The following is a 26,392-nucleotide window of genomic DNA, read 5'->3' on the forward strand; positions in this document are numbered from 1 at the left end:
GTCACCCACCGTGACAACCGCCGCCGCGCCGACACCGGCCCACCGGCCGGCCACCTCAGCCCGCGAAATCCTCCGGACGCACCTGCTCCAGGAACTCCCGGAACTTCTCCACCTCGTCCTCCTGCTCGTCGGGGATCACGATCCCCGCCTCGGAGAGGACCTGCTCGGCACAACGAATCGGAGCGCCCACCCGCAACGCCAACGCGATGGAATCGCTCGGCCGCGCCGACACCCGAACGCCGTCACCGATCAACAGATCGGCGTAGAAGACGTTCTCCTTCAACTCGGTGATCTCCACCGCGTGCAACGGCGCCTTCAACGCCGCCAGCACGTCCCGCAGCAGATCATGCGTCAACGGCCGCGCCGGCTTCACACCCTGCTGCTCGTAGGCGATCGCCGTCGCCTCGACCGCGCCGATCCAGATCGGCAGATAGCGGTCCCCCTCGACCTCCCGCAGCAGGACGATCGGCTGGTTGCTGGGCAGCTCCACCCGAACTCCGACCACGCTCAGCTCGCGCACCGCCGCCTCCGTGTCGTTGTCACCTACGCCCGCACCGCGCCCTTCCCTGCACGGTACACGGACCGCGACACGGGAGTCCCATCCGCTACGTGCACCACGCCTCGCCGCAACGGGTTACCCCGGCAAGCCTACGACACGCTTCCCGGCACCGATCTTTCCGCGCCCACCCACGGCAGAGGCCGGGCGCCCCCACGACACCCGGCCCCACCACCTCACCGACCCAACGTCGACCGCAGCCCCACCCGCACCAACGCCGCGTGCAACTGCTGCGACAACGCCACCAACTCCCGCGCCGTCTCCGCCGCCCGCGCCCGCGCCGCCGGATCCGACTGCCGCGCCAACGGGGCCACCAACTGCGCGAACAGACCGACCTCCCGATCCGCCGCCGTCCGGTACCCCCGCAGGTGCCGCGGCTCCAACCCGTACGCCGCCAGACCCGCCACCGCCTGCGCGATGATCAACGCGTCCGCGTCGTACCAGCCGGGCGGATCCGGCACCAGCACACCGAGCCGCTCCAACTCGGCCAACGTCGACTCGTCGACCCCGCTGCGGGAAATCAGCTCCGCCCGGCCCAGCCGCACCTCCGGCGACTCGGCCGGCTCCGCCGCCTCCCGGCCCGGCACCTCACCACCGGGGCCCACCGCCACCAGATTCGGCCGCTGCCGCCCCGCACCCGACGAGTCCCACTCCGCCAACTGGTCCCGGATCACCCGCAACGGCAGGTACTGATCCCGCTGCGCGGTCAGCACGAACCGCAACCGCGCCACATCGTCCCAGCTGAACTTCCGGTAACCCGCCGGCGTCCGCTGCGGCTCCACCAGGCCCTCGGCCTCCAGGAACCGCAACTTCGAGATCGTGACGTCCGGGAACTCCACCCGCAACTGCGCCAGCACCTCGCCGATGCTCATCAGCGGCGTCGCGGACGAGCGCGGCGAACCGTCCGCCGCCTCGGGCGACGTCGAAGCCGCAGGCCCGTTCACCCCCGGCCGGCCTCCTCCTCCGGACGCGGACCGGCGATGAACACCACCCGGAACTTGCCGATCTGCACCTCGTCGCCGTTGCTCAGCGTCGCCGCCTCGACCCGCTCCCGGTTCACGTAGGTGCCGTTCAGGCTGCCCACGTCCCGCACCGTGAACGTGCCACCGTCCCGGTGGAACTCGGCGTGCCGCCGCGACACCGTCACGTCGTCGAGGAAGATGTCACTGTCCGGGTGCCGGCCGCTCGTCGTCACATCGTGGTCCAACAGGAACCGGGCGCCCGCGTTCGGACCCCGGCGAACCACCAGCAACGCCATCCCGGGCGGCAACGAACCGGACATGCGGCTCGGCACCACATCGGTGTCCGGGCCCTCCAGCACTTCGTCGAGCGAACCGAGATTGAGCGTCGAAGTGACGTCGAGCGGGGGGAACTCGTCGTCTGGGCGCGTCATGGGGACCACCTCACGGATCTGTTTCGGTCGGCGTCGGGCAATGGCGGGTCTGGCCGCCGGGCGGACACACACCCGGCGGCTGGCTCCCCGGTGCCGGGAAGGCGCATTCCGCAACGCTCAAACTATTGGTTCTCGGTCAACTGGGCGAGCCTAGCCAGCGCCGAAAAACAGGGCAACCGGACGCGCGGACACGAGCCCGCCGCCCGGAACGCACGAACTCAGCTCTCGGTGAGCTCGCGGTACGCACCAGCGGTCAGCAAACCCTCGACCGCCGCCGGATCATCCGGAGTGATCTCCACCAACCACCCCGCACCGTACGGATCCGTGTTGATCACCTCAGGGGTGTCGGCCAACGCCTCGTTGCGCGCCGCCACCGTGCCGCTCAACGGCGCGTAGATCTCCGACACGCTCTTCGTCGACTCGATCTCACCCAGCGACTCACCCGCCGCCACCACCGCGCCCTCGTCCGGCAACTGGACGAACACGATGTCACCCAGGGCGTCCTGCGCGAAGTGCGTGATGCCGATCCGGACGGCGCCGCCGCCCCCACCGGCCACCCACTCGTGCTCGGCGGTGTACCGCAGATCCTCAGGAATCACCAGCTGCGTCCTTCGTCATCGGTGCACCGGGGGAAACCGGCGCGGCCGCGACCGGTCAGGAAACCGGCCGGGCGTGTTCCAGCTTGATCGGCGCGTGCAGCTGCGAAACCTCCACAGCCTCACTGTCCTCCGGCGTCACGTTACCGCCGTCCTCCTCCACCGATGCGACCACCCCGCCGGGAATGTTCAACGCCGTACGCAGCGTCGGCGGATCACCGATCACCAAGATCACGTACGGGCCGCTCAACCGCCGCCCGTCCACCACCAGGCCACCGGCCGGCCCGTCCACGAAATACGTCGACGCGATGATCCGCACCGCCGCCCCGTCCGAGCCCACGATCTGCATCGCTTCCGCGCCGGCGCCCCGCAACTCCTGCACCGCGTCCAGGATCCGCACCGCCGAGACCGCCTTGTCCGGACCCTCGAACCGCACCGACAGACCCGGCCCCACCGCCGGCAACGAGCCCGCCAGGATGCCCAGCTCGTCCGCCCGCCGCGTCGCCTCCTCCAGCGCCGCCTGCCGGCCCTGCTCACCCGACCGCAACTGCCGCTGGCTCTCCTCCAGCGCCTCGATGTCCTGCCGAAGCCGCCGCTCCCGCGAATCCAGATCCGACGAGATCCGGACCAGGTCCTCCTCCCGCGTCGCCGCGAGAGTCGGATCCGTCGACGTCGTCTTCAACTGCACCACCAGCGTGAACCCCAGCAACGCCAGCAGCACCGCGATCATCGCGCCCGCCGACGTCAACCGCCGCGACACCGGCACCGGCTTCGCCTCGGCCGCCCCCGGCTCCTCCGCGGCAGCCCCCGGCTCCTCCGCGGCAGCCCCCGGCTCCTCCGCCGGCGACGGCACGTCCTCCTGCTCGGCCGGCTCCACCGGCCCGGCCGGCGCCAACGGGCTCAACTCGTCCGGATCGGGCGCGTCCGGGCGCGGATCCGGCTCACCGGCCGGACCCGACGGCCGCGCCGGCTCCGCCGGCTGCGGCCAACCCGTGCCCGTCTCCCTGTGCTCCTCGCTCATCGCCACAAACCTACGCCCGGAACAGGTGCCGGCGGATCGCCGCCACGTTTCCGAAGATGCGCACCCCGAGGACGACCACCACACCGGTGGACAACTGACCACCCACCCCCAACTGGTCACCCAGGTAGACGATCAGACCCGCCACCAGCACGTTCGAGATGAACGACACCACGAACTGCTTGTCGTCGAAGATCCGGTCCAGCTTCGCCCGCACCCCACCGAACACCGCGTCGAGCGCCGCCACCACGGCGATCGGCAGGTACGGCTGCAACGCCGCGGGCACCGTGGGATCCAGATACACCCCGAGCACCACACCGGCGAGCAACGCCAGCACCGCGATCATCGGCCACCTCCGGAGGGGCGAGGAGAGGAACCCGAGCCGGACGGCCCGGGACTGGTCGAACCGGCGACACCCGAACCCGACGGGCTCGGACTCACCGAAGGCTCGGCGTAGCGTAGCCGCGGCTGCGGAGCCGCCGGCAGGGTGAGGTCGTCCGCGTCCTTCACCCCGAACGACAGGCCCGTCGTCCGCTGCACGTCACGCATCAGGTCCGCCGCCCGGCTGTCCTCGAACCGGTCCCGCATCGACCCCGGCCCGATCGCCGTCACCACGTACGGGCTCGTCACCGGCCGGTAGTCCACCAGGATCGCCTCACCGGCCTGGCGGATCGTCGACGTGGCCGTCAACCGCTGCCCGTTGATCGCCACCGCCTCCGCGCCCGCCGCCCACAGCGCGTTCGCCACCTTCTGCAGGTCGGAGTAGAGCACCTGCGACGGCCCCGCCTCCGCCCCGGTCACCGCGTCCTTGTCCCTCGGCGCGTCCACCAGGCGCACCACCACGCCGTCACCGCGCACCCGGCCCAGGCCGGTGCCCGCCTCCAGGGTGCGCAGCCGGGACGCCTGCGACCCGCTCAACGCCGCGTCCCGCTGCCGGCCGACCTCCTCGCGCAGCTCATCCGCCCGCGCGGTCAACCGGTCCGTCTCCGCCTCGCGCTGCTTGATCTCGGCGATCAGGCCGGCCCGCGCCTTCGCCCGGCCCGGCTCCTCCGCGACCGTCTCCCGGTACGCCACCGCGAACAGGAACCCGATCACCAACAGCACCACCACGCTCACCGGCCGGGCGAGCACCCGCCGCAGCCGCGACGGCGGCGCCGTGGCGCGCCGGACCGCCGCATCCCGGTAACCGGGGTCGAGCGGGTTGCGGAACAGGTCGGTGAGGAAGTCCGGCGCGTACACCCGCGCCGACGGGTCGCGGTCCCGGTCCCCCGGCGCCGCCGCCGTCATGCGGCCGCTCCCGCGCGGCGCGCCCGCATCGCCCGGACCAGGCGGCTGGCCTGCACCACGTACATCGCGCCGGCCACCCAGTAGAGCACCAGGCCCCACCAGGCCAGCCCCCACCCGATGGCGCCCGCCGCAACGGCGACGCTCTCGGCGGCGGAGGCCAGCAGCAGGATCGGGAACGCGGCCAGCAGGAGGAACGTGGCGGTCTTGCCCACGTAGTGCACCGGCGGTGGGCCGTAGCCGTAGCGGCGCAGCACGCCCAGCGAGCCGAGCAGCAGCAGCTCGCGGGCCAGCAGCGCCCCGGTGAACTGCCACGGCACCACCTCACGGGCGGTGAACGCCAGCAGGGTGGCCAGGATGTAGAGCCGGTCGGCGAGCGGGTCCAGCAGCTCGCCCAACCGGCTGACCTGGTGGAGGCGGCGGGCGATCCAGCCGTCCACCCAGTCGCTGGTGCCGCCGATGGCCAGCACCACGATGGCGGCCACGTCGGCCTTGACCACCAGGAACAGGTAGAGGAAGAGCGGCACACCGACGAGCCGGACGAAGCTGATCAGGTTCGGCAGGGTGAGGACACGGTCCCCCACGACCTCCGCCGCACCGCCGGTAGCCGGGTGCTCCGATGGAGCCGGCCGACGCGACACCGAACCTCCCTTCGCAGCACGGTCCGGCGGCCGAGTGAACGGCCGCCGCGGGAACGTGCGCGTTGCCGGCCGGTCAGACGCCGGCGCCCTCTGCGATCCCGGGCTGGGACCTCCCCCTTGCGGCCCAGGATCGCGTCGATCATGGGCCGCCCAGTTGCGCTGCCACTATATCGGGCTCCCCCGTCCCGCCCCGGGCCCTGCGCTGCGCCGGTACTCAGGTTCGCGGTGTGTGCGGCGCCACACCACCGCTAAGGCATCCTAGGATACTAGCTGAATGCCGGGAGCGCGCGGCGTGAGCCGGTCGGGTCAGGCGGTGCGGGCGGTGGAGTCGGCTGCGGCCTGCGGTGCGTTCGTCGACGCGGCCTGGCCGAACGCGACAAGCGCCAGCAGCAGCTCGTGCTGCACCCGGTGGGGCATGCGGTCCAGCACCGCCTGGACCGCCCGGTGCCGCCGGTCCGTCAGCTCGCCCAGCAGGGTCTCGGCCGCGGCGGTGGGGACCAGACGCACCTCGCGCCGGTCGCGGGGGTCGGCCACCCGGCGCAGCAGCCCGACGGCCTCCAGCCGGTCACAGAGCCGGCTCGCCGACGAGGGCACCACGTCGAGCAGCTCGGCCAGCCGGTTCACGTTGGTGCGCGGGTGCGCCATGATCAGCGACAGCACCCGCAACTGGGTCGGCGAGACGCTGACGGCGTGCCGCGAGGTGGCGGAGTCGAGCACACCGACGAGCGCCTCGGCCGCCGCATCGATGGCCGCGGCAAGATTCGGAGGTCGCTCCACCCGGTGTCCCCTGCGATCGTCGCGCTCGTGTTCGCCCCGCCGGTCCGTCACCGCACGCCGACGTCGCCGTCCGGCGGGCGGGAACCGCGCCAGTCCAGGCAGACGACGACCGCGTCGTCGCGGAGATCCGCGTCGGCGTGGTGCGCGTGCAGTTCGCGCATCACCGTACCAACTGCCTCGGTCGCCGGCTGCAACCGAGTGGACCGCATGGCGCGCGCCATGGCCCGGTCCCCGTACGGCTCCCGGCCGGCCGGCTCGGCCGCGTAGACCCCGTCGCTGACGACGAAGAGCCGGTCCCCCGGCTCCACGGCGAACTCCTGCACGTCGTAGCGGGTCTCGGCGAACATGCCCAGCGGCAGTTGCTGCTCCAGGGTGATCGGGGTGACCGTCCCGCCGCGCAGCCGCAGCACGTGCGGCGAGCCCGCGTCCACGGCCCGTACCACGCCCCGGCGGTTGTCCAGCTCCAGCAGCAGCGTGGCCACGTGCCGGCTCCCCCGGTGCTGGTAGAAGATGGTGTCCGAGGCCAGCTCGGCCTGCTCCACCAGGCTGCCGCCGGAGCGTCGCGCGTTGCGCATCGCGTTGACCGTCACCGCGGTGAGCAGCGAGGCGGCCAGCCCGTTGCCGGCGCCGTTGAGCACCGTGACGGTGAGCCGGTCGCCGTCGACCGACCAGTCGAAGTGGTCGCCGCCCACCGTGTACGCCGGTTCGAGCTGCCCGGCCAGCACGAAGTCGCCGTGGGTGACGCTGCGCCCGGGCAGCAGGTCCCACTGCATCTCGGCGGCCATGGTGAGCCGCTCCCGGCGGCGCGCGCGGCGGTAGCGGTCGGTCTCCCGGTCGGCCGCCCGCAGCGCCACCGCCAGGTCGCCCGCGGCGTCCCGGGCCGCCGCCACCGTCGCCGCGTCCGGCGCGGCCGGCAGCTCGACCATCAGCACGCCGAGCCGCTCCCCCCACGCCGACAGCGGCAGGTAGGCCCGGCACCGGCCGCTGTCGCCGGTGTCCAGCACCGGCTGCTGGCTGCTGAAGCAGCGCTGCGCGACGCCCTGGCAGTCGAGGAACCCGCCCTCGGGCAGCTCCGGGTCCAGCACGGGCCAGAGCCCGGTGAACCGGTAGTCCGCGACGAGCACCTCGGTACGCGACGCGTCGAGCACCCGGCGGATCGCCGCGTCGGCGGCCTCCGCCAACTGGTCGGGGGGTGCGGCGCGCAGGGCGCGCGACACCGCTCCGGACGCGTCCGGCATGCTCACATCCTCCGATGACGACTATTGCTGTAGGGCAAGCATCATACGGAGGCCCCCGGCACCGGTACGCCCCGCCTCCGACCTGCGCCGCGTGCCGATGGCGGGGGGACGGCGCCCGTCAGCCGGCCGGTCGGGTGGCCAGCGCGCCGTAGAAGGCGTCCGGCACCTGCTCCGGTTCGCCGGCCGGCCGCCAGCGCGCCACCGGCACGATGCCGTCCGCCGTCGGCTGCCAGCGGCCCAGCAGCGGCGCGAAGCGCGCCGGCGCCCGCATCCGGAACGCCGGGCCCATCATGGCCAGCGCCTCCGGGTACGCGGCGAGTTCCTCGCTGTCGAAGTCGATGGCCAGGAAGCTGCCCGGCGCGACCGCCTCGTACAACTCGTCGAGGGTGCGGGCGAGGGTGTCGTCGTCGAGGAACGCGGCCAGCCCGAGGAAGACCACCCCGACCGGCCTCCTCCCCCACCCCGGCACGAACCGGTGCAGCTGGGCCGGGTCGACGGTGCCGATGTCGGTGGCGTCGCCGTAGCCGTAGCCGGCGCGGTCGCTGTTGGCGAGCAGGCGCTGGCCCAGCCGGACCGTCACCGGGTCGACGTCGGTGTAGAGCACGGTGGCGTCCGGCGCCACCTCGTGCACGTTGCCCCGCGTGGGCACGCCCGCCCCGAAGACCAGGAAGTTGTCCACCCCGGCGTCGGCGATCGACCGGACCGCCCGGCCGAGGAAGGCGCGCAGCGACCGGAAGATCTCCGCGCACGGCCCGTACGCGCCCTCGAAGGCGCCGGCCGCGGCCACGTCGACCGGGTAGTGGTGCTCGCCGCCGAGCCAGTAGTCGATCATGCGGGCGGTGCTCGGCTGGTCGGGCTCGGCCATCGACGAGGCTCCCCTTCTCCGGCGACGGTCGCCAGCGTACCCACGGGTCGGCTCGGGCGGTATCGCCTCGGCGACGGGCCGCCGGCCGCGATACTGGCCGCGGGCGCCGACGGCGAGGAGGTACGGCGTGAACTCGGCGAACGGCGCGGCCGTGGTGGTCGGCGTGGACGGTTCGGAGCCGGCGCGCACCGCCGTGCGCCTGGCGGCGCGGGAGGCGGCCCGGCGACAGCGGCCGCTGCGGGTGGTGCACGGATTCATCTGGCCGCTGCTGCGCGTACCCGTGTCGGCGCCGCCCGAGGGACCACCCGGCGGCGGCCTGCGGCACCAGGCCGAGGAGCTGGTCGCCGCCGCGGTCGCCGAGGCCGAGTCGGCCGCGCCCGGGCTGCGGGTCTCCGGCGAGATCATCGACGGGGAGGCCGCCGCCGTGCTGCTCGGCGAGTCACCGACCGCCGCGATGATCGTGCTGGGCGATCGCGGCCTGGGCGGTTTCGCCGCCCTGGTGGTCGGGTCGGTCGCGATCCAGGTCGCCTCGTACGCCGACTGCCCGGTGCTGGTCGCCCGCGGCACGGCCCGGGCCACCGGTCCGGTGGTGGTCGGGGTGGACGGGTCCACGCTGTCCCACGCCGCCGTGGACTTCGCCGCCGAGGAGGCCGCGATCCGGGGCACCCGGCTGCACACCGTGCACGCCTACACCCACCCGGCCTCCACCGGCCCCGGCGACATGCAACCCCTGGTGTACGAGGAGAGCGACCTGCGCGACGAGGAGAACCAGGTGCTGGCCGAGTCGCTCACCGGGCTGGCCGAACGCCGGCCGGAGGTGCCGGTCACCCGGGCCGTGGTGCACGCCCGGCCGGTCGCCGCGCTCGTCGAGGCGTCCCGCGAGGCCCAACTGGTGGTCGTGGGCCGGCGCGGCCGGGGCGAGCTGACCGGCCTGCTGCTCGGCTCGGTGAGCCAGGGGGTGCTGCACCGCGCCGACTGCCCGGTGGCCGTGGTCCGCGCCCCCGGCTGAACGGTTGGCCCCGGCCACGGCGGGTAGACCGTACGGTCAGCCACAGCGACCGGAGGAGGCAGCGATGCCAGGACCACGGCCGGGCAGCAACGCGTACGACAAGGAACGGGCGCGGCTGCGCGATCTGATCGAGCAGTCCGGGCGGGCGGCCGACCAGGAGGCGAATCAGGTCGCGAACCGGATCCTCCAGGACGACCGCGGCCAGCGGGGCGTGGTGCGGGGCGAACGGACGTTCGGGCCCAAGGGAGAGCGCGAACCGGGCGACCCGAAGTGAGGGCCGCTCCCGTGGTCGACGGCGCCATCGCGGGCGCCGTCGGCACCACCGTGTTGAACGTCGTGACCTACCTGGACATGGCGGTGCGGGGGCGCCCGGCGAGCAGCACCCCGGAACAGACCGCCGGCAAGCTGGCCGACGCGGCGCACGTGCACCTCGGACCCGAGGCGAAGGCGCCGAACCGCCGCTCCGGCCTCGGAGCGGTGATCGGCTACGGCACCGGGGTCGCCGCCGGCGCGCTGTTCGGGCTCCTGGCCGCCCGCCGCAGGATCCCCCTGCCGGTGGCTGTCGGCCTGCTCGGCGGCGGCGTGATGGCCACCTCCGACGGCTCCATCGCGGCGCTGCGCATCAGCGACCCGCGGACCTGGGGCAAGGCCGACTGGCTGTCCGACCTGGTGCCGCACCTGGCATACGGAGCGGCGGCCGCAGCCACCTGGCGCAGGCTGCGGCCGCCGTCGCGGCGGGGCTGAGTCAGCCCCGCCGGTCGCTTTCGTCCTCGGCCACCGGCTGGCCCGCCGGGCCGTACGGCGACACCTGTCCCTTCGGGACCGGCCGTCCGACGTCCGCGTTCGAGCTGCCGCCCTTGCCGTGCGGTCCCTTGCTCCCGGCCTGGGGAATCAGTTCCCGGCTGTCCTGGCTGGTCGCGCCCTTGTCGTTGCGGCGCAGTTCCTCCTGCTGCGGCTTGACCACAGGTCTCTCCTTCCGGTGGCGGCGCACGGCGTCGGCCGCGCACCTGATCTGGGTACCCGCCGCCGGGAGGCGCATTCCGGCCCGGCCACGGGCGTCTGGTCCGGCGCCCGGCGGGTATCACCGAGGGATGCCAGACGATCGGACGGTGGCGCGGGCACTGCTGGACCGGCAGTCCCGCACCTACGCGGAGGAGGCGGGGATCGGTCTCGCCGACCGGCCGGGCCCGCTCTACCAGCTGCTGGTGCTCACCACGCTGCTGAGCACCCGGATCCGGGCGTGCGTGGCCATCGCCGCCGCGCGGGAACTCTTCGCCGCCGGCTGGCGCACTCCCCAGGCCATGGAGGCGGCGAGCTGGCAGGACCGCGTCGACGCGCTCGGCCGGGGCCACTACCGCCGTTACGACGAGCGGACGGCCACCATGCTCGGCACCGGAGCGCGGCTCTGCCTGGACCGGTGGCACGGGGACCTGCGCCGGATGCACAAGGAGGCCGACGGCGACCGGACCGTGCTGCGCCGGCTGCTCACCGAGTTCCCCGGCATCGGCCCGACCGGGGCGGACATCTTCCTCCGCGAGGCGCAGGCCGTCTGGCCGGACGTGCGCCCGTACGCCGACCGGCGGACCCTGGCCGGCGCCCGCCGGCTGGGCCTCCCGGCGAACCCCGGCGGCCTGGCCGGGCTGGTCGGCGAGGCCGACTTCGGGCGGCTGGCATCGGCGTTGGTGCGGGTGGCGCTCGGCGAGGAGTCGGCCGGCGAGATCAGCCGGACCGCGGCGGCCCGCTGAGCCGGCCGGGCCTCACTTGGCGGGCCCCGGCTTGGTCAGGTTCCAGGCGAGCGCCGAGGCGAGCAGGGCCAGCAGCACCACGCCGCCGGAGATGCCCCCGCCCTCCTCACCGCTGCTGCGGTGCCCGGTGGCGCCGAAATAGATCACGGCCAGCCCGGCGAGCACGGTGATGAACGTCCGCAGTCCTCGGTCCTTCACATTCCGGACGGTACGGCGGTCCGGCGCCGCGGAAGGTCCGTTTCGCGTGCTTGTCCCCCGGTCGGGTCACTCCGACCGGCAGCCGGCGGCCGGGCCGCGCAGGCGCACCCGGCGGATGGTCCGGTCGGACACCTCGACCACCTCGACGGTGAGCCCGGGCAGCCGGAACCGCTCCCCCGGACCGGCCGGCAGGTGGCCCAGGCCGGCCAGGACCAGCCCGGCGACCGTGGTGTACTCGCGGGTCAGCGGAAACGTCACCTGCACGCCGGCGTCGGGCAGGTCGTGCAGCGGGAAGTCGCCGGGGAGCAGCAGCGCGCCGTCGGGCTCCCGGACCGCCTGGTGCACGTCCCGGTCGGTCTCGTCGTACAGTTCGCCGACCACCTCCTCGAGCAGGTCCTCCATGGTGACCAGGCCGTCGACCCCGCCGAACTCGTCGATGACCAGGGCGAGCTGCTCGTGGCGCTGGCGCAGCTGCCGCATGGCGTCGGCGACCGGCAGCGTGCCGGGCAGCAGCACCGGCGGCCGGGCCCGCTCACCGACCAGGGCGCCGTCGCCGTCGACCAGGTCGCGGATGTGCACCACCCCGCGCACGTCGTCCAGGCCGCCCGGGCCGGTCACCGGCGCCCGGGAACGGCCGGTGGCGGCCAGCCGGCGCATGGCCTCCACGGCCGTCAGCTCGGCCGGCAGCATCGTCACCTCGCGGCGCGGCACCAGGATCTCCCGCAGGGTACGGCCGGCGATGTCGAACGCCCCGGACAGGATCTCCCGCTGCTGCGCGGACAGCCCGCGCTGGCTGACCAGCATCTCCCGCAACTCCTCCTCGGTCACCTCCTGCCGGTTGGCCCGGGGGTCGCCGCCGGCCAGCCGGACCAGCAGGTCGGTGGCCCGGCTGAGCAGCCACACGGCCGGGCGGGACACCCGGGCGAGCACGTCCAGCGGCGCCGCGCTGAGCAGCGCCCAGCGTTCCGCCGACTGCATGGCCAGCCGCTTCGGGGCCAGCTCGCCGACGACCAGCGTCACGAAGGTCAGCACCATCGTCACCAGCACCACGGCCACCGGGTTGGCGGCCCGGCCGAGGAAGCCCAGCGGGCCGACCAGCGGCTCCGCCAGCGACACCGCCGCGGCCGCCGAGGCCAGGAACCCGGCCAGGGTGATGCCGAGCTGGATGGTGGCCAGGTAGCGGTTCGGCTCCCGGGCCAGCCGGGTCAGCCGCGCCCCGCTGCGCCCGGTCCGGCCCAGCCGCCGCAGCTGCGCCTCGCGCAGCGTCACGATGGCCATCTCGCTGCCGGACAGCGCCGCGTTGACCAGCACCAGGACCAGCACCAGCACCAGCTGGCCGGCCATCAGTCGGTCTCCAGGTCGTCCAGGGAGATGGCATGGGTCATCAGCCACCGGGCCAGCGCGCCCATCCCGAACAGCCACAGCGGCGCCGACTCGGTCGTGCCGTTCGTGGCGAAGATGGCGAACCGCAGGTCCGGTGCCCGGTACGCCTCGATGCGCCACCGGTGGTTCCTGTCCCGCCAGACCGCGGAGGGGTCCATGGCGTCACCGTAGGTGACCGGGCGGGCCGCCGGTGCCGCTTGGCTCACCCGCCCGGGTGGACCACCTCGCGGGCGTCGTCGGGCAGCCGCCGCGTGGCACCCCGCCGGTCGAGCAGTTCCAGCAGCGGCACCGCCACGCGGCGGGTGGTGTCCAGCGCCTGCCGGGCCGCGCTGAGCGTGAACGGCTGCGGCAGCCCGGCGAGCACCCGCACCGCGTCGTCCAGGGCGCCGGGCAGCAGCACCACGTTGTCGGCGAGCTTCAGCAGGGCGCCCGCACGCACGGCCGCCCCGATCTCGCGGGGGCCGAGGCCGAGGTCGGCCAGGCGGTGCGCCTCGGGGGCCTGGAACGGGCGGTCGCCGTACTCGGCGCGGACCCGGGCCACCGCCCGGGCCACCGGTTCGGGCAGCGCGTCGCCGGTGGCGGCGGTGACCCGGCCGGCGCGCAGCCGCAGCGGCGGGCGCAGCAGCGCCTCCACCAGCGCCCGGTCGGGCAGGTCGAGGCGGTGCCGCAGCACGTCGACCGGCACGCCGGCCGCCAGGGGTTGCTCGCGGGCGTACCGGGCGACCTCCTCGGCGAGTCGGCGGCCCAGCTCCCGCCAGTGGTCCGGATCGGCCAGCCAGTCCCCGGCGACCGGGGCCGCGCCGGCCGGCACGCCCATCCGGGTCAGGTCACCGGCGCGGACCAGCCGCCGCCGGCGCAGCTCCCCGGCCGGGTCGGGCCGGCCGTCCAGCCCGGCCAGCACGGTGGCGCGGGCGGCGGCCGCGCCCCGGCGGCGCAGCGGCGGCGGGTCCACGTCCAGCACGGTCACCCCGCCGCTCACGTGGTGCCGGCCCGGGTCGCGCAGCAGCGCCCGGTCGCCGATCAGCAGCGGCAGCGGGCGGGCCAACCGGAGCCGGACGGTGTCCGGGCCGAGCGGCCGCACCCGGGCGGGCACCGCGGCCGAGCCGACGTGCAGGGTGAGGGTGGGCGGCAGGTCGGCGGCCGGATCACCGGCGAGGCGGACGTCGAGCAGGTCGGTGGCCCGGAACCGGCCCGGGCTGAGCAGGGCGTCGCCGCGGGCCACCCGGTCGCGAGCCAGCCCGCGCAGGTTCACCGCCACCCGGGCCACCGCGTCCACCTGGGCGTGGGCGGTGTTCAGCGCGTGCAGGCCGCGTACCCGCACCGGTTCCCCGCTGGCGGCGAGTTCGAGGGTGTCGCCCACGCGCAGCCGGCCGCCGCCGAGGGTGCCGGTGACCACCGTGCCGCTGCCCCGGACGGTGAACGAGCGGTCCACCCAGAGCCGCACCGGGGCGTCACGGGCCGGGTCGGGCAGGCGGGCGACCAGCCGGTCCAGCGCGGCCCGCAGCTCGGGTAGGCCGGCGCCGGTGACCGCGCTGACCGGCACGGCCTCCACCTCGCCGAGCGAGGTCGCGGCGATCTCCGCGCGGGCCCGGGCCAGCGCCGGGCCGGGGTCGGCCAGGTCGGCGCGGGTCACCGCCAGCAGCCCGTACGACACCCCGAGCGCGTCCAGCGCGGCCAGGTGCTCGGCGGACTGCGGCATCCAGCCCTCGTCGGCGCCGACCACGATCAGGGCGGCCGGAACCGGCCCGACGCCGGCCAGCATGTTCGGCACGAACCGCTCGTGCCCGGGCACGTCGACGAACGCGACGGTGCCGCCGGAGGGCAGGGTGGTCCAGGCGAAACCGAGGTCGATGGTCATGCCGCGGCGGCGTTCCTCCGCCCACCGGTCGGGTTCCATCCCGGTCAGCGCCCGGACCAGCGTGGACTTGCCGTGGTCGACGTGCCCGGCGGTGGCCACCACCCACACGGTCAGGCCCCGACCCGCAGGATCGCCGCCCGCACGTCCGGGTCCGCGGTGGCGGGCACGCAGCGCAGGTCGAGCAGGAGCCGGCCGTGCAGCACCCGGCCGAGGATCGGCGGCGCGCCGCCGCGCAGCGGCTCGGCGTACCGCTCGGGCAGGCTCAGCGCCCACGAGTCGAGTTCGACCCCGGGGGCGCCGCCACCGCCGACCACCGCCGCGCTGGGCACCACCTCGGCCTTGCAGCCGTCCTCGCCGAGCCGGTCGCGGAGCCGCTCGGTGCGGGCGCGCAGCGCGCCCGGCTCGGCGTGCAGGGCCTCCCGGGTCGGGTTGGTCGGCGCGTGCAGGGTGGCGGCGAGCGCGGCCAGGGTCAGCTTGTCGACCCGCAGCGCCCGGGCGAGGGGGTGCCGGCGCAGCCGCTCGACGAGGTCCGCCGCGCCGAGCAGCAGGCCGGCCTGCGGCCCACCGAGCAGCTTGTCGCCGCTGGCGGTGACCAGGTGCGCGCCGGCGCGCAGGGTGGTCGCGGCGTCCGGCTCGTCGGGCAGCAGCGGGTCGGGGGCGAGCAGCCCGGAGCCGATGTCGGCGACCACCGGCACGCCGAGGGTGGCCAGGTCGCCGACCGGCACGGCCGAGGTGAAGCCGGTGACCCGGAAGTTCGACGGGTGCACCTTGAGCACGAAGCCGGTGCGCGGGCCGACGGCGGCGGCGTAGTCGGCGAGGGCGGTGCGGTTGGTGGTGCCCACCTCGCGCAGCCGGGCGCCGGTGCTCTCCAGCAGGTCGGGCAGGCGGAACCCGTCGCCGATCTCGACGAGTTCGCCGCGGCTGACCACGATCTCCCGGTCCGCGGCGAGCGCGGTGGCGGCCAGCACCAGGGCGGCCGCGCCGTTGTTGACGACGTGCACGGCCGCGGCGTCGGGCACGGCGGCGGCGAGCGCGTCGAGCGCCTCGCGGCCGCGCCGGGCCCGCCGCCCGGTGCGCAGGTCCAGTTCCACGTCGGTGTGCCCGGCGGCGGCCACCAGGGCGTCGACGGCGGCGGCCGCCAGCGGGGCCCGGCCCAGGTTGGTGTGCAGGACGACGCCGGTGGCGTTGAGCACCGCCCGGGGTGCCGGCGCGGGCAGGTCGGCCAACGCGGCGTCGCGTACCTGCTCGGGGGTGAGCTCGCCCGCGCGGGCCCGCCGCTGCGCCCGGACGATCGCGGCCTTGACCCGGTCGCGGCCGAGCGTGCCGGCCGCGGCGGCCAGCGCCGGGTCGGCGAGCAGCGCGTCGGTGCGCGGCACCCGCCGCCGCGGGTCGACGTCACGCATCGGGTCTCCCAGGGGACAGCTTGGCGGAGACGGACGGGAATCGAACCCGCCTGGCCCGGGTCCCGGACCACTCCGGTTTTGAAGACCGGGAGGGGCACCAGCCGCCTGAACGCCTCCACCCAGCACCTAACCACATGTGATCTCCGGCCGCCCGGCGAGGGCGGGAAGCGCACCGGATCAGGGCCCCGGCGTCTGGAAGTGGGGTCGTGGCTCGCCGGGGGTGGTGGGCAGGCGGGTGACCGGCGGAAGCACCAGCGCGACGAAGGCGAGGATGCCGATGACCGTGAAGGGCAGGGTGTAGCTCTTGCCGCTGGCGTCGTAGAGCAGCGCCGTGAGCAGCGGACCCACCACTCCCCCGATGCTCCACGCCACGATCATCGCCCCGTAGATGGCGCCGGCGTTCGGCGTGCCGAAGTAGTCGGCGGCGGTGGCCGGCATGGTGCCGAAGCCACCGCCGTAGGCCAGGTAGACCAGGGCGGCGAGGACCGCGAACAGCCAGAACGCGGAGGCGTGCGGCAGGATCAGGAAGCAGACGCCCTGCAGCGCGAGCATGCCGATGAACGCCGTCATCCGGCCGATCCGGTCGGACAGCCACGCCCAGAGCACCCGCCCGCCACCGTTGAACAGGCCGAGGATGCCGACCAGGCCGGCGGCGGTCGCGGCGCCGACACCGGCCACCGCCTGCGCCGCGTCCGCGGCCTGGGAGATCAGCGCGATACCGCAGGTCACGTTGAGCGTGAGGATCAGCGTGAGCAGGTACCACTGCCGGGTGCGCAGCGCCTCGCCGAAGGTGTAGACCTTGGTGCCCGCGACGGCCCGGCCGCCGACCGCGGGCGTGAAGCCCGGCACCTGGTAACCGGCCGGCGGGTCGCGGAAGAACGACGCCCCCAGCAGCACCGCGACCAGATAGGCGATGCCCAGCGGCAGGAAGACGCTGGTCTTGTGGTCGGTCCCGGCCAGCAGCGCCTTCGCCACCGGCGCGGTGACCACCGCGCCGAAGCCGAAGCCGGCGACGGCGATCCCGGTGATCAGCCCGCGCCGATCGGGGAACCACTTGCTGAGCATGGCGATCGGCGTGATGTACGCGGCGCCGAGCCCGATGCCGCCCAGCACGCCGTAGGTGAGCAGCAGCAGCCACAGCTGGTCGCTCGACGACACCAGCGACGCCAGCATGGTCCCGACGGCGTAGAGGATCCCGCCGCCCAGCGCCACCGCCCGGGGCCCGCGCCGGTCCTGGATGCGCCCGCCCACCAGGCTGCCGATGAAGATGGTCCCGATCGCCACCTCGAACGGCAGCACCACCTCGGCCTTGCTCCACCCGAACTCGTCCTGCAGCGGCTTGTTGAACACGCTCCAGGCGTAGACGGCGCCCAACGCAAGCTGGACGAGCACGGCAGCGACGACAAGGCCCCAGCGGCCTCGCGTCGGTGCTGGATTCCCCCGCGGATTCGCGGCTGTTGTGGCCATGAGCGGTACCCCCGTATCGGCTCATGGGCCGGCGCCTGTCCTGCCTATCCCCCGTTCGGGCCGGCGCCCGGCCCGTTGACGTCTGGTCCCGGGCGTTCCCGTCGCCCGGCCCGTTCCCGCTGCGGCACCACGGTGTACTTCGGGTCCCTCGCCGAGGCGACCCCGCCGTGGAAGATCCCGAACCGGGTGCAGACGGACGCGGCGAGCAGCGCCCCGCCGGAGAGCCCGGACAGCACCCGGCTGCGGCGCCCGACCAGCGCGCCGAGCACCCCGGCGGCGGTGAGCGTCCGCCCGGCGCGCAGCAGCTTCCCGGCGGTGCCGGTCGCGTAGGGCTCGCTGAGCAGACCCATGCGGGTCTCCACCCGGTGCGCGCCCCACAGCTCCAGCGCCGCGCCGGCCACCGCGAGCCGCCGCGCCGGCCCGGCCTGCCCGGTGGGCGCGGCCAACAGCCCGACGCCGGCCCCGCTGGCCAGCGCGCTGCCCGCGAAGATGACCGGCAGTTCCGGGTACGCCTCGTGCCAGGACGGCACCGCCGTGTCGGCGAGCAGCACCCCGGTGTACGTGGCCAGGGCCGGAGCGGTGACCGCGGCGACCAGCCCGGCGGCGTTCCCGGCCGGCGGCAGCAGCTTCCGGCCGAGCCCGAGCACGCCCCGCTCCGGCAGCCGGGACGCGGCCTCGGCGACCGCCGCGACCCCGGCCGCCGGGCCGAAGGCGCTGAGGATCCAGGTGCCCATCGACATCGGCGAGGTCAGCTTCGCCACCCGCAGCATGTGGTGGAACCGGGCCGGTCTGCCCAGGTCGTGGATGAGGAAGAACGTGCTGGCGCTGACCGCCGCGAGCGAGGTGACCCGACCGGCCCGGCGCAGCGCCGGGCGGCCGGTGAGCTGGCCACCGGCCGCCAGCAGCGACGACCCGGCCGCGAGCCCACCGGTGAACAGGTACGCGGCGATGTCCCACTTCCACACGGGCGCCTTCAGGATCGGCCGCCCGTAGTAGGAGGTGAACTCGGCCGGCGGCACGTTGAGCTGCTCGCCACCGCCGCCCCTGCGGCGGCCCCGACGCCGTTCCGCCGGCGGGACGTCGCGGGGCGGCTGGGGTGCCAGCCCGGCTCCGGCGGCCTCCGTGTCGGTGCGCGCCACGCCGGCCCCGGTGCCGGTCGCCCGGCTTCCGTTCGTGCCCGTCTTCGGGCCGTGGCCACCCGGCTCGCCGGGGCGGGCCGGCCCCTCGGCGGCGAGCCGCTCCCGGAAGCGGCGGAACAGGTCGCCGACGGCGGGGCGGTCCGGACTCACGATGAACCTCCGACGAACGCGGCGACGGCCGCCGCCGCCATGGCCAGGGCGGCCAGCCCCGCGCGCTTCCACATCTTGGGCAGGTCCCGGGTGGTGACCACCGGGTCCGGCGGCAGGCCGTACACCTCGGGCTCGTCGAGCAGCAGGAAGAACGCGCCGTCCCCGCCGACGCCGTCGGTCGGGTCGTGGCCGTAGAGGCGGGCCTCCGGCATGCCGTGCTCGTGCAGCTTGGCGACCCGCTGCGCGGCGCGTTCCCGCAACTCGTCCAGGGGGCCGAACTGGATCGACTCGGTCGGGCAGGCCTGCGCGCAGGCCGGCGTCTTCCCGGCACCCAGCCGGTCGTAGCAGAGCGTGCACTTCCACGCCCGCCCGTCGTCCTTGCGCTGGTCGATCACCCCGTACGGGCAGGCGGAGATGCAGTAGCCGCAGCCGTTGCAGATGTCCTCCTGCACCACGACCGTGCCGAACTCGGTGCGGAACAGGGACCCCGTGGGGCAGACGTCCAGGCAGGCGGCGTGGGTGCAGTGCTTGCAGACGTCCGACATCATCAGCCAGCGGAAGTCGGTCCGCGTGTCGGCGCCGGTGGCCCGCCCCGGCGGCTGCGCGCCGGGCATGCCGAGGAACTCCGGGCCGGCCGCCATCCGCGCCGCCGCTTCCGGCCGGCCCGGCGGCACACCCGGGTCGGTGCCGGTGTCGGTGGCCGTGCCGGCGGCCGTCGCCGCGCTCCGCGCGCTGGTCGGCGGGCCGGTCGGGAGGTCCTCGAAGGGCGGGGTCCCGTGCCCGGCCGGCCGGGGCTGCTCGATGAACGCGACGTGCCGCCAGGAGTTGGCGGTCAGCGCGCCGGTGTTGTCGTAGGACATGCCGAGCAGGTCGAAGCCCGAGTCCGGGACGCCGTTCCACTCCTTGCAGGCGACCTCGCAGGCCTTGCAGCCGATGCAGACGCTGGTGTCGGTGAAGAACCCCATCCGCGGGCCGGCCTCGACCCAGCCGGCGTCCGGTGCCGGGTCCAGCGGGCCGTAGAGGCTGTTGACGTCAGGCATCCCCGCCCCTGTTCCGCGCCGCGCCGGCGGACCCCTCGTCGGTGCTGCCGGCGGCGTCGTCCCCGCCCGCCGCGTCGGTGGTGACGATGGGTACCTGCCGGTCCGGCGTCATCTCGGCCCGTCGCTGATAGTCGGCGACCAGGTCGAGCAGGGCCGGCCCGGTGGGCCGCCGGCCTGGCCGCACGTCGCAGGTGCCCACCTTGCTCTCCTGAATGAGCACGTTCGGATCCAGGGTGATGCCGAACAGGTCGTTGGCCGAGTCGCCGGTGACCAGGCCCTCGCTGCCGAAGTGGTACGGCAGCCAGATCTGGTGGATCAGCCGGCCGTCGACCCGCAGCGGGGTGAGCCGGTCGGTGACCAGCACCCGCGCCTCGATCACGGCGCGGCCGCTGACCAGGTGCGCCCAGCCGAGGTGCGCGAGCCCCACCTCGGCGGCCAGCTCCGGGGACACCTCGACGAACATCTCCGGTTGCAGCTCGGCCAGGCGCGGCACCGTCCGGCTCATCCCGCCGGCGGTGTGGTGCTCGGTGAGCCGGCTGACCGTGAACACGTACGGGAAGACCTGGCTGTGCGGCTCCGGCGGGCTCGGGTTGACGGAGTTCACCGGGTGCTCGTAGACCTTGCGGGTCGGGTTGGCCTGCTGCCCGTAGAGCGGGTTGCGCATCGGCGACTCGGCCGGCTCGTAGTGCGTCGGCAGCGGCCCGTCGAGCACGCCGGTGGGCGCGTACAGCCACGCCTTGCCATCGCCCTGCATGACGAACGCGTCGTCCCCGGCGAGGCCCGCCGGCCCGGAGGCGCCCTCCGGCGGCCGGTAGCCCGGCGGCTTGGTCTTCTCAAAGTCCGGCACGTCGTAACCGGTCCACTCACCCTTGTCGGGGTCCCACCAGACGTACTTCTTGCGCTCGCTCCACGGCCGGCCCTCCGGGTCGGCGGAGGCGCGGTTGTAGAGGATGCGCCGGTTGGCCGGCCAGGCCCAGCCCCACTCGGCGGCCACCCAGTCCTGCTCGTGCCGCGACTTGCGGCGGGCCGCCTGGTTGACGCCGTCGGCGTAGACCCCGGAGTAGATCCAGCAGCCGACCGCGGTGGAGCCGTCGTCCCTGGCCTCCGGGAAGCCGCTCAACGGGCGGCCGGTGGCCACCTCGTAGCCGTTGATCTCCTTGAGCACCGCCTCGGCGCTCGGCTCGGCGTTCGGGCCGTTCGTCGGGTAGTCCCAGGCCAGGTCGAGCAGCGCCCGGTCGCGGGGCTTCGTGGAGCGGGCCAGCTTCTCCCGCAGCACCCGGCCGAGGTGGTAGAAGAACCACAGCTCGGAGCGGCAGTCGCCCGGCGGCTCGACGGCCTTCTCCCGCCACTGGAGCATCCGCTGGGTCTGGGTGAAGGTGCCCTCCTTCTCCACGTGCGACGCGGCGGGCAGGAAGAACACCTCCGTGCGGCACTGCTCCGGCACGATCTCGCCGGTGGCGATCTCCGGGCTGTTCCGCCAGAAGGCGGCGCTCTCGATCATGAACAGGTCGCGGACGACCAGCCAGTCGAGGTTGGCCATGCCGAGCCGCTGGGCCCGGCCGTGGGCCGAGCCGACGGCCGGGTTCTGGCCGAGCAGGAAGTAGCCCTTCACCTTGCCGTCGATCATGTTCAGCACCTGCTGGTACGTGCCGTGGTCGCCGGTCATCCGGGGCAGGTAGCCGTAGCAGAAGTCGTTCTCCGGCGTCGCCGCGTCCCCCCAGTACGCCTTGAGCAGGCTCGCCGCGAAGGCTCGGGAGTTGCCCCAGAAGCCCTTCTGGCCGGGGTGCCGGATGCTGTCCACCCACTTGTCGAACGTCGGGTGGTTGGCGTGGTGCGGCATCGGCAGGTAGCCGGGCAGCAGGTTGAACAGGGTCGGGATGTCGGTGGAGCCCTGGATGCTGGCGTGCCCGCGCAGCGCCAGGATGCCGCCGCCCGGCCGGCCCATGTTGCCCAGCAGGGTCTGGATGATGGCGCCGGTGCGGATGTACTGCACGCCGACGCTGTGCTGGGTCCAGCCCACCGAGTAGACCAGCGCGCCGGTCCGCTCCCGGCCCGAGTTCTCCGTCCAGGCGCGGGCCAGTTCCAGGAACTTCCCCTCCGGGATGCCGCAGACCCGGGCCACCATCTCCGGGGTGTAGCGGGAGAAGTGCCGCTTGAGGATCTGGTAGACGCAGCGCGGGTGCTGCAACGTCTCGTCCCGCATCGTCTGCCCCGGCACCGGCGGGCCGTGCGACTCCTGCTCGAGCCCGGCCGCGCTCTCCCGCTCCTTGCCGGTGCCCCGGTTGCGGGCGTGCTCCTCGTGCCCCTCGTACTGCCAGCTGGTCTGGTCGTACGAACCGGTCTCCGGCTTGTAGCCGGAGAACAGCCCGTCGAGGTCCTCGGTGTCGGCGAACTGCTCGCTGACGATGTTCGCCGCGTTGGTGTACGCCAGCACGTACTCCCGGAAGTCCAGCTCGTTCTCCAGGATGTACCGCACCACGCCGCCGAGCAGCGCGATGTCGGTGCCCACCCGGATGGGCAGGTACGTGTCGGCGAGCGCACTGGTGCGGGTGAACCGGGGGTCCACGTGGAAGACCTTGGCGCCGCGCTGCTTGGCCTCCATCACCCACTGGAAGCCCACCGGGTGGGCCTCGGCCATGTTGGAGCCCTGGATGACGATGACGTCAGCGTTGGCCAGGTCCTGCTGGAAGTCCGTCGCGCCGCCGCGACCGAAGCTGGTCCCCAGACCGGGGACGGTGGCGGAGTGTCAAATGCGGGCCTGGTTCTCGATCTGGAGTGCCCCCATCGCCGTGAACAGCTTCTTGATGAGGTAGTTCTCCTCGTTGTCCAGCGTCGCCCCGCCCAGGCTGGAGATGCCCAGCGTCCGGTTGAGCGGGCGGCCCTGGTCGTCGACGTCCTCCCAGGTCTCGTCGCGGGCGGCGAGGATCCGGTCAGCGATCATGTCGAGCGCGACGTCGAGATCCAGGTCTTCCCAGTCCGTGGCGTACGGCCGGCGGTAGCGCACCTTGGTCTGCCGCAGCGGGCTGGTCACCAGGTTCTTGCTGGCGGCGCCCTTCGGGCAGAGCCGGCCGCGGGAGATCGGGCTGTCCGGGTCGCCCTCGATCTGGGTGACCTCACCGTTCTTGACGAAGACCCGCTGGCCGCAGCCCACCGCGCAGTAGGGGCAGACCGAGCGGGCCACGCTGTCGGCGGTCTCCGTGCGCGCGGTCAGCGCCGCCGAGCGGGCCGACTGCGCCGCTGCCCCCCGACCGAGCGGGTCGGTGCCGGTGAGCTGCCGGTAGACCGGCCACCCCTGGATGAAGGTCTTCAACCCCATGCGGCGCACCCCCTTCCCGGCTGGCGGGTAGCTGACCTTCTGAACACTAGGGCAGCCGAGGTGTGCTCGCGACCCGGGACGAAAAACAGCGCCGCCCCGGCTTGCGGCCGGGGCGGCGCTGGGCGTCGGTGTGCAGGTCGCCTCTCGGCGAGTGGCGCGACGCGGCTCCAGCCGAACGGTATTCCGCGAAGGCAATTTAGGTGAGGCCCGGGGACACTGGACACACCGACGCTCTGCACAACGGTACTGGCTCCCGGGTTCTTCCGCCGCTCGTCGGTGACGGCGGTCACCGGTGGTCCGCCTCGTGCGGCGGATCCGGTCGAACCGGCGTGCCGGGGTCGGCGGGTGGCAGGTCAGGGCGATGGGAAAACGCCGGACAGGGGTTACCCTGACACCATGTCGGCCACCAGCACCGCGTACCTCGCCCGCCCCGGGCGACCCGCCGTGGTGGCGCGCACCCTCGGCGAGCTCGCCGGCCCCACGCGGGGCATCGTCGAGCTGCCGGTGCGCCTGATGTGGAGCAGCGAGCGCGCCTTCGACCTGGCCGACCCCGACGACCTGCTCTGGATGTACGAGAACGTGCTGCGCGAGACGAGCCGCGTCGAGGATCTGCGCGAGCTGATCCACGGGGGGACGCTGCGCCGGGTGTGGCCGCTGTTGAACCTGCCCCGGGGCGTCCGCCTCGCGTGGGAGAGCCGGCACCGGGGCCTGCGCGCCGCGTGACCCACCTGCACGACTTCTACCGGGAGGTGGCCCGGGTGGCGCTCGCGGCCGCCGGCCCGCACCGGTTCGTGCTGGGCGGCGGGGTGGCCTGGGCGGCGCACGGCCTGGTCACCCGCCCCACGGAGGACGTGGACCTGTTCGCCGACGTGGAGGGCGCGGCCGCCGCGGCGGCGGCCGGGGTGCGGGCGGCTCTGGAACGGGCCGGCTACCGGGTGTCCGACGCCGATCCGGGCAGCGACCTGGGCGAGCTGTTCGACGGCTACGACCGGGACCTGCGGGACTTCGTGGTGAGCCGGGACGGGCGGCAGATCCGGCTCAGCCTGGCCCGGCTCGACCGGTACCGCAGCCCGGTGGTGATGGACCTGGGCCCGGTGATGGACGTCCGGGACCTGATCGCCAACAAGACCGCCGCGCTGGTCAACCGCCGGGAGGTCCGCGACTACATCGACGTGTCGGCCGCGCTGGACCGGTATGCGGTGGCGGAGCTGCTGGAGCTGGCCCGGCAGGTGGACCCGGCGCTGGAGGACGACGACGTCCGGGAGGCCGGGCGCTACCTGGACCGGGTGCCGGACCGCCGGTTCGCCCGCTACGGCCTGGACCCCGGCCAGGTCGCCGAGGTCCGCCGCCGGATGGCCGCCTGGCCGCGCTGAGCCCCGGTGCTGGTGGTGTGAGATACCTCTGGGCGATGTGGCGTCTGTGACAGCTGGTCGTTATGGTGCGCAACGGCGCCCACGAGGCGCGTCCACCCCCATGGAAGGGCACCTCATGACCACCTCCTCCGGCGCCTCGCGCCGCCAGGTGCTGGCCGTCGCGGCCGCCGCCGCGACCGCCCCCCTGATCGCCGGCGCTCCCGCCGAGGCCGCGTCGAAGCCGTCGAAGACCTGGGACCTCACCGTCCTCGGCACCTCGGACACCCACGGCAACGTCTACAACTGGGACTACTACCGCGACGCGGAGTTCGACGACAGCAAGCACAACGACGTCGGCGTCGCGAAGCTGGCCACCCTGGTCAACCAGATCCGCGCGGAGCGCAAGGGCAAGGCGACCCTGGTGCTGGACGCCGGTGACACCATCCAGGGCACCCCGCTGGCCACGTACTACGCCAAGCAGGAGCCGATCACCGAGACCGGCGCGACGCACCCGATGGCCAACGCCATGAACGTGCTGAAGTACGACGCCGTCACGCTCGGCAACCACGAGTTCAACTACGGCCTGCCGCTGCTCGCCACCTGGATCGGCCAGCTCGGCTTCCCGGCCCTGGCCGCGAACGCGATCAACGAGAAGACCGGCAAGCCGGCCTTCCTGCCGTACGTGATCAAGGAGGTCGACCTCGGCGGGCACGGCGCGCCGAAGCTGAAGGTCGGCATCCTCGGCCTCACCAACCCGGGCGTGGCCATCTGGGACAAGGCCAACGTCGAGGGCAAGCTGGTCTTCGCCGACATGGTGGCCACCGCCGCCAAGTGGGTGCCGGTGATGCGCGAACGCGGCGCCGATCTGGTCATCATCTCCGCCCACGGCGGCGACAGCGGCACCTCCAGCTACGGGCCGGAGCTGCCGAACGAGAACCCGGTGGCGCTCATCGCCGAGCAGGTGCCCGGCATCGACGCCATCCTCTTCGGCCACGCCCACAACGAGGTGCCGCAGAAGTTCGTCACCAACAAGGCCACCGGCGCCCAGGTGCTCACCTCGGAGCCGTCGAAGTGGGGCCAGCGGCTCACCCGGATGGACTTCACCCTGACCCGGGAGAAGGGCCGCTGGAAGGTCGTCGGCAAGGGCTCGACCATGTTGAACACCAACACCGTGGTCGAGGACCCGGCGGTGCTCGCGGCCGTCCGCGGCCAGCACACCAAGACCGTCGGGTACGTGAACCAGGTCGTGGCCCAGTCGGAGGTGGAGCTGTCCACCGTCGAGTCGCGGTACAAGGACACGCCGATCCTGGACTTCATCAACCACGTCCAGGCCGAGGTGGTCACCGCGGCCCTGGCCGGCACCCAGTACGCGAGCCTGCCGGTGCTGTCGCAGGCCTCGCCGTTCAGCCGGACCGCGGTCTTCCCCGCCGGGGATGTGCGGATCCGCGACGTCGCCGGGCTGTACGTCTTCGACAACACCCTGGAGGCGGTCGTCATGACCGGCGCCGAGGTGAAGGCGTACCTGGAGTACTCGGCGAAGTACTTCGTCACCGTCCCGGTGGGCGCGACCGTCAACCCGGAGACGATCAGCGACCCGGCCGTGCCGGACTACAACTACGACGTCATCTCCGGCCTCGACTACGACATCGACATCTCGAAGCCGGTCGGCCAGCGCATCACCCGCCTGGTCCTGCCGGGCACCGACACCCCGGTGGCCGCGGACGCGCAGTTCGTCGTGGCGGTCAACAACTACCGGCGCAGCGGTGGCGGCAACTTCCCGGGCATCGTGAAGACCCAGGTCTACAACCAGCAGCAGGAGATCCGCCAGCTGCTCATCGACTGGGCGCAGGCCAAGGGCGTCATCCGTCCGGCCGACTTCTCCGTGACGAACTGGAAGCTGGTCCGCGAGGGCGTTCCGGTCTTCTGATCCGTACCGGTCACGACGGGCCCCGGGTGTCGCACCC

Annotated in this window: 28 protein-coding genes and 1 tRNA gene; 7 read left to right on the forward strand and 22 right to left on the reverse strand. The window is 74.0% G+C overall.

Annotated features, from left to right (window positions below; all coding sequences use genetic code 11):
- Nucleotides 1–55 precede the first annotated feature (55 nt).
- The 11 genes from F8274_RS07110 to F8274_RS07160 all read right to left on the reverse strand — a co-directional run bounded on the left by F8274_RS07110 (nt 56) and on the right by F8274_RS07160 (nt 8,368).
- On the reverse strand, nt 56–520 hold the full coding sequence (locus tag F8274_RS07110; protein WP_091258060.1) for a bifunctional nuclease family protein: 465 nt from the start codon (nt 518–520) through the stop codon (nt 56–58).
- 212 nt (nt 521–732) lie between these two features.
- A complete protein-coding gene (locus tag F8274_RS07115) occupies nt 733–1,500 on the reverse strand; it encodes a MerR family transcriptional regulator (RefSeq protein ID WP_192579739.1) in 768 nt (255 codons plus the stop codon).
- Nucleotides 1,497–1,949 (reverse strand): FHA domain-containing protein, encoded by a 453-nt coding sequence (locus F8274_RS07120; RefSeq protein ID WP_007071101.1) that lies wholly within the window; start codon nt 1,947–1,949, stop codon nt 1,497–1,499. Before F8274_RS07120 ends, F8274_RS07115 begins: the two co-directional genes overlap by 4 nt.
- A gap of 218 nt (nt 1,950–2,167) precedes the next feature.
- Complete coding sequence (gene gcvH / locus F8274_RS07125) at nt 2,168–2,548, reverse strand: glycine cleavage system protein GcvH (RefSeq protein WP_151461489.1); 381 nt, start codon at nt 2,546–2,548, stop codon at nt 2,168–2,170.
- A 55-nt stretch (nt 2,549–2,603) separates the two neighbouring features.
- On the reverse strand, nt 2,604–3,566 hold the full coding sequence (locus tag F8274_RS07130; RefSeq protein WP_151461490.1) for a DUF881 domain-containing protein: 963 nt from the start codon (nt 3,564–3,566) through the stop codon (nt 2,604–2,606).
- Nucleotides 3,567–3,576: 10 nt separating this feature from the next.
- Nucleotides 3,577–3,909, reverse strand: a complete 333-nt coding sequence (locus F8274_RS07135; RefSeq protein ID WP_007071104.1) for a small basic family protein — start codon at nt 3,907–3,909, stop codon at nt 3,577–3,579.
- Nucleotides 3,906–4,850 (reverse strand): DUF881 domain-containing protein, encoded by a 945-nt coding sequence (locus F8274_RS07140; protein ID WP_151461491.1) that lies wholly within the window; start codon nt 4,848–4,850, stop codon nt 3,906–3,908. The genes F8274_RS07135 and F8274_RS07140 overlap by 4 nt, the downstream gene beginning before the upstream one ends.
- Complete coding sequence (locus F8274_RS07145; RefSeq protein ID WP_151461492.1) at nt 4,847–5,488, reverse strand: CDP-alcohol phosphatidyltransferase family protein; 642 nt, start codon at nt 5,486–5,488, stop codon at nt 4,847–4,849. Before F8274_RS07145 ends, F8274_RS07140 begins: the two co-directional genes overlap by 4 nt.
- 306 nt (nt 5,489–5,794) lie before the next feature.
- The gene (locus F8274_RS07150) at nt 5,795–6,265 is read right to left on the reverse strand and encodes a MarR family transcriptional regulator (RefSeq protein WP_151461493.1); all 471 of its coding nucleotides are present in this window, start codon (nt 6,263–6,265) and stop codon (nt 5,795–5,797) included.
- Nucleotides 6,266–6,312: 47 nt separating this feature from the next.
- The gene (locus tag F8274_RS07155; protein WP_151461494.1) at nt 6,313–7,503 is read right to left on the reverse strand and encodes a PP2C family protein-serine/threonine phosphatase; all 1,191 of its coding nucleotides are present in this window, start codon (nt 7,501–7,503) and stop codon (nt 6,313–6,315) included.
- A 118-nt stretch (nt 7,504–7,621) separates the two neighbouring features.
- Nucleotides 7,622–8,368: an SAM-dependent methyltransferase gene (locus tag F8274_RS07160; protein WP_151461495.1), complete on the reverse strand. Its 747-nt coding sequence runs from the start codon at nt 8,366–8,368 to the stop codon at nt 7,622–7,624.
- 127 nt (nt 8,369–8,495) lie between these two features.
- Here F8274_RS07160 and F8274_RS07165 point away from each other — a divergent pair, with 127 nt between their 5' ends.
- The 3 genes from F8274_RS07165 to F8274_RS07175 all read left to right on the forward strand — a co-directional run bounded on the left by F8274_RS07165 (nt 8,496) and on the right by F8274_RS07175 (nt 10,121).
- Nucleotides 8,496–9,377 carry a universal stress protein gene (locus F8274_RS07165; protein WP_151461496.1) on the forward strand — a complete coding sequence of 294 codons (882 nt, stop codon included), beginning with the start codon at nt 8,496–8,498 and terminating at the stop codon, nt 9,375–9,377.
- Nucleotides 9,378–9,441: 64 nt separating this feature from the next.
- Nucleotides 9,442–9,651: a phosphatidylethanolamine-binding protein gene (locus tag F8274_RS07170; protein WP_091306867.1), complete on the forward strand. Its 210-nt coding sequence runs from the start codon at nt 9,442–9,444 to the stop codon at nt 9,649–9,651.
- Nucleotides 9,648–10,121 carry a hypothetical protein gene (locus tag F8274_RS07175; RefSeq protein ID WP_151461497.1) on the forward strand — a complete coding sequence of 158 codons (474 nt, stop codon included), beginning with the start codon at nt 9,648–9,650 and terminating at the stop codon, nt 10,119–10,121. The genes F8274_RS07170 and F8274_RS07175 overlap by 4 nt, the downstream gene beginning before the upstream one ends.
- A gap of 1 nt (nt 10,122) precedes the next feature.
- On the opposite strand, the gene F8274_RS07180 is transcribed toward F8274_RS07175, so the two are convergent.
- Nucleotides 10,123–10,341, reverse strand: coding sequence for a hypothetical protein (locus F8274_RS07180; RefSeq protein WP_151461498.1), 219 nt, complete (start codon nt 10,339–10,341; stop codon nt 10,123–10,125).
- A 127-nt stretch (nt 10,342–10,468) separates the two neighbouring features.
- Between F8274_RS07180 and F8274_RS07185 the strand changes: the two genes are divergently transcribed.
- Nucleotides 10,469–11,122 (forward strand): hypothetical protein, encoded by a 654-nt coding sequence (locus F8274_RS07185; RefSeq protein ID WP_151461499.1) that lies wholly within the window; start codon nt 10,469–10,471, stop codon nt 11,120–11,122.
- A gap of 12 nt (nt 11,123–11,134) precedes the next feature.
- Here the strand turns inward: F8274_RS07185 and F8274_RS07190 are convergent, their stop codons facing one another.
- The 10 genes from F8274_RS07190 to fdh form a co-directional block, all read right to left on the reverse strand.
- On the reverse strand, nt 11,135–11,320 hold the full coding sequence (locus F8274_RS07190; protein ID WP_151461500.1) for a hypothetical protein: 186 nt from the start codon (nt 11,318–11,320) through the stop codon (nt 11,135–11,137).
- A 66-nt stretch (nt 11,321–11,386) separates the two neighbouring features.
- A complete protein-coding gene (locus F8274_RS07195) occupies nt 11,387–12,664 on the reverse strand; it encodes a hemolysin family protein (RefSeq protein WP_151461501.1) in 1,278 nt (425 codons plus the stop codon).
- Nucleotides 12,664–12,861: a hypothetical protein gene (locus F8274_RS07200; protein ID WP_091258094.1), complete on the reverse strand. Its 198-nt coding sequence runs from the start codon at nt 12,859–12,861 to the stop codon at nt 12,664–12,666. Before F8274_RS07200 ends, F8274_RS07195 begins: the two co-directional genes overlap by 1 nt.
- A 44-nt stretch (nt 12,862–12,905) precedes the next feature.
- Nucleotides 12,906–14,669: a selenocysteine-specific translation elongation factor gene (gene selB / locus F8274_RS07205; RefSeq protein WP_151461502.1), complete on the reverse strand. Its 1,764-nt coding sequence runs from the start codon at nt 14,667–14,669 to the stop codon at nt 12,906–12,908.
- Nucleotides 14,670–14,671: 2 nt separating this feature from the next.
- Entirely contained in the window at nt 14,672–15,964 is a 1,293-nt protein-coding gene (gene selA, locus F8274_RS07210; RefSeq protein ID WP_151461503.1) for an L-seryl-tRNA(Sec) selenium transferase, read from the reverse strand.
- Nucleotides 15,965–15,985: 21 nt separating this feature from the next.
- Nucleotides 15,986–16,081, reverse strand: a tRNA-Sec gene (locus F8274_RS07215).
- A gap of 60 nt (nt 16,082–16,141) precedes the next feature.
- Nucleotides 16,142–17,356 carry an OFA family MFS transporter gene (locus F8274_RS07220; RefSeq protein ID WP_225853642.1) on the reverse strand — a complete coding sequence of 405 codons (1,215 nt, stop codon included), beginning with the start codon at nt 17,354–17,356 and terminating at the stop codon, nt 16,142–16,144.
- Between the two features lie 119 nt (nt 17,357–17,475).
- Nucleotides 17,476–18,720, reverse strand: coding sequence for an NrfD/PsrC family molybdoenzyme membrane anchor subunit (gene nrfD / locus F8274_RS07225; RefSeq protein WP_151461505.1), 1,245 nt, complete (start codon nt 18,718–18,720; stop codon nt 17,476–17,478).
- Nucleotides 18,717–19,760 (reverse strand): 4Fe-4S dicluster domain-containing protein, encoded by a 1,044-nt coding sequence (locus F8274_RS07230; protein ID WP_151461506.1) that lies wholly within the window; start codon nt 19,758–19,760, stop codon nt 18,717–18,719. The genes nrfD and F8274_RS07230 overlap by 4 nt, the downstream gene beginning before the upstream one ends.
- Nucleotides 19,753–23,076 carry a formate dehydrogenase gene (gene fdh / locus F8274_RS07235; RefSeq protein WP_151461507.1) on the reverse strand — a complete coding sequence of 1,108 codons (3,324 nt, stop codon included), beginning with the start codon at nt 23,074–23,076 and terminating at the stop codon, nt 19,753–19,755. Before fdh ends, F8274_RS07230 begins: the two co-directional genes overlap by 8 nt.
- A 396-nt stretch (nt 23,077–23,472) precedes the next feature.
- Between fdh and F8274_RS07240 the strand changes: the two genes are divergently transcribed.
- From F8274_RS07240 to F8274_RS07250, 3 genes are all read left to right on the forward strand, one after another.
- Nucleotides 23,473–23,799: a hypothetical protein gene (locus F8274_RS07240; RefSeq protein ID WP_151461508.1), complete on the forward strand. Its 327-nt coding sequence runs from the start codon at nt 23,473–23,475 to the stop codon at nt 23,797–23,799.
- A complete protein-coding gene (locus F8274_RS07245; protein WP_151461509.1) occupies nt 23,796–24,449 on the forward strand; it encodes a nucleotidyl transferase AbiEii/AbiGii toxin family protein in 654 nt (217 codons plus the stop codon). The genes F8274_RS07240 and F8274_RS07245 overlap by 4 nt, the downstream gene beginning before the upstream one ends.
- A gap of 115 nt (nt 24,450–24,564) precedes the next feature.
- On the forward strand, nt 24,565–26,355 hold the full coding sequence (locus F8274_RS07250) for a bifunctional UDP-sugar hydrolase/5'-nucleotidase (protein ID WP_151461510.1): 1,791 nt from the start codon (nt 24,565–24,567) through the stop codon (nt 26,353–26,355).
- The last annotated feature ends 37 nt before the right edge of the window (nt 26,356–26,392 follow it).

The sequence above is a fragment of the Micromonospora sp. AMSO31t genome, from assembly GCF_008868175.1.
GTDB lineage: Bacteria > Actinomycetota > Actinomycetes > Mycobacteriales > Micromonosporaceae > Micromonospora.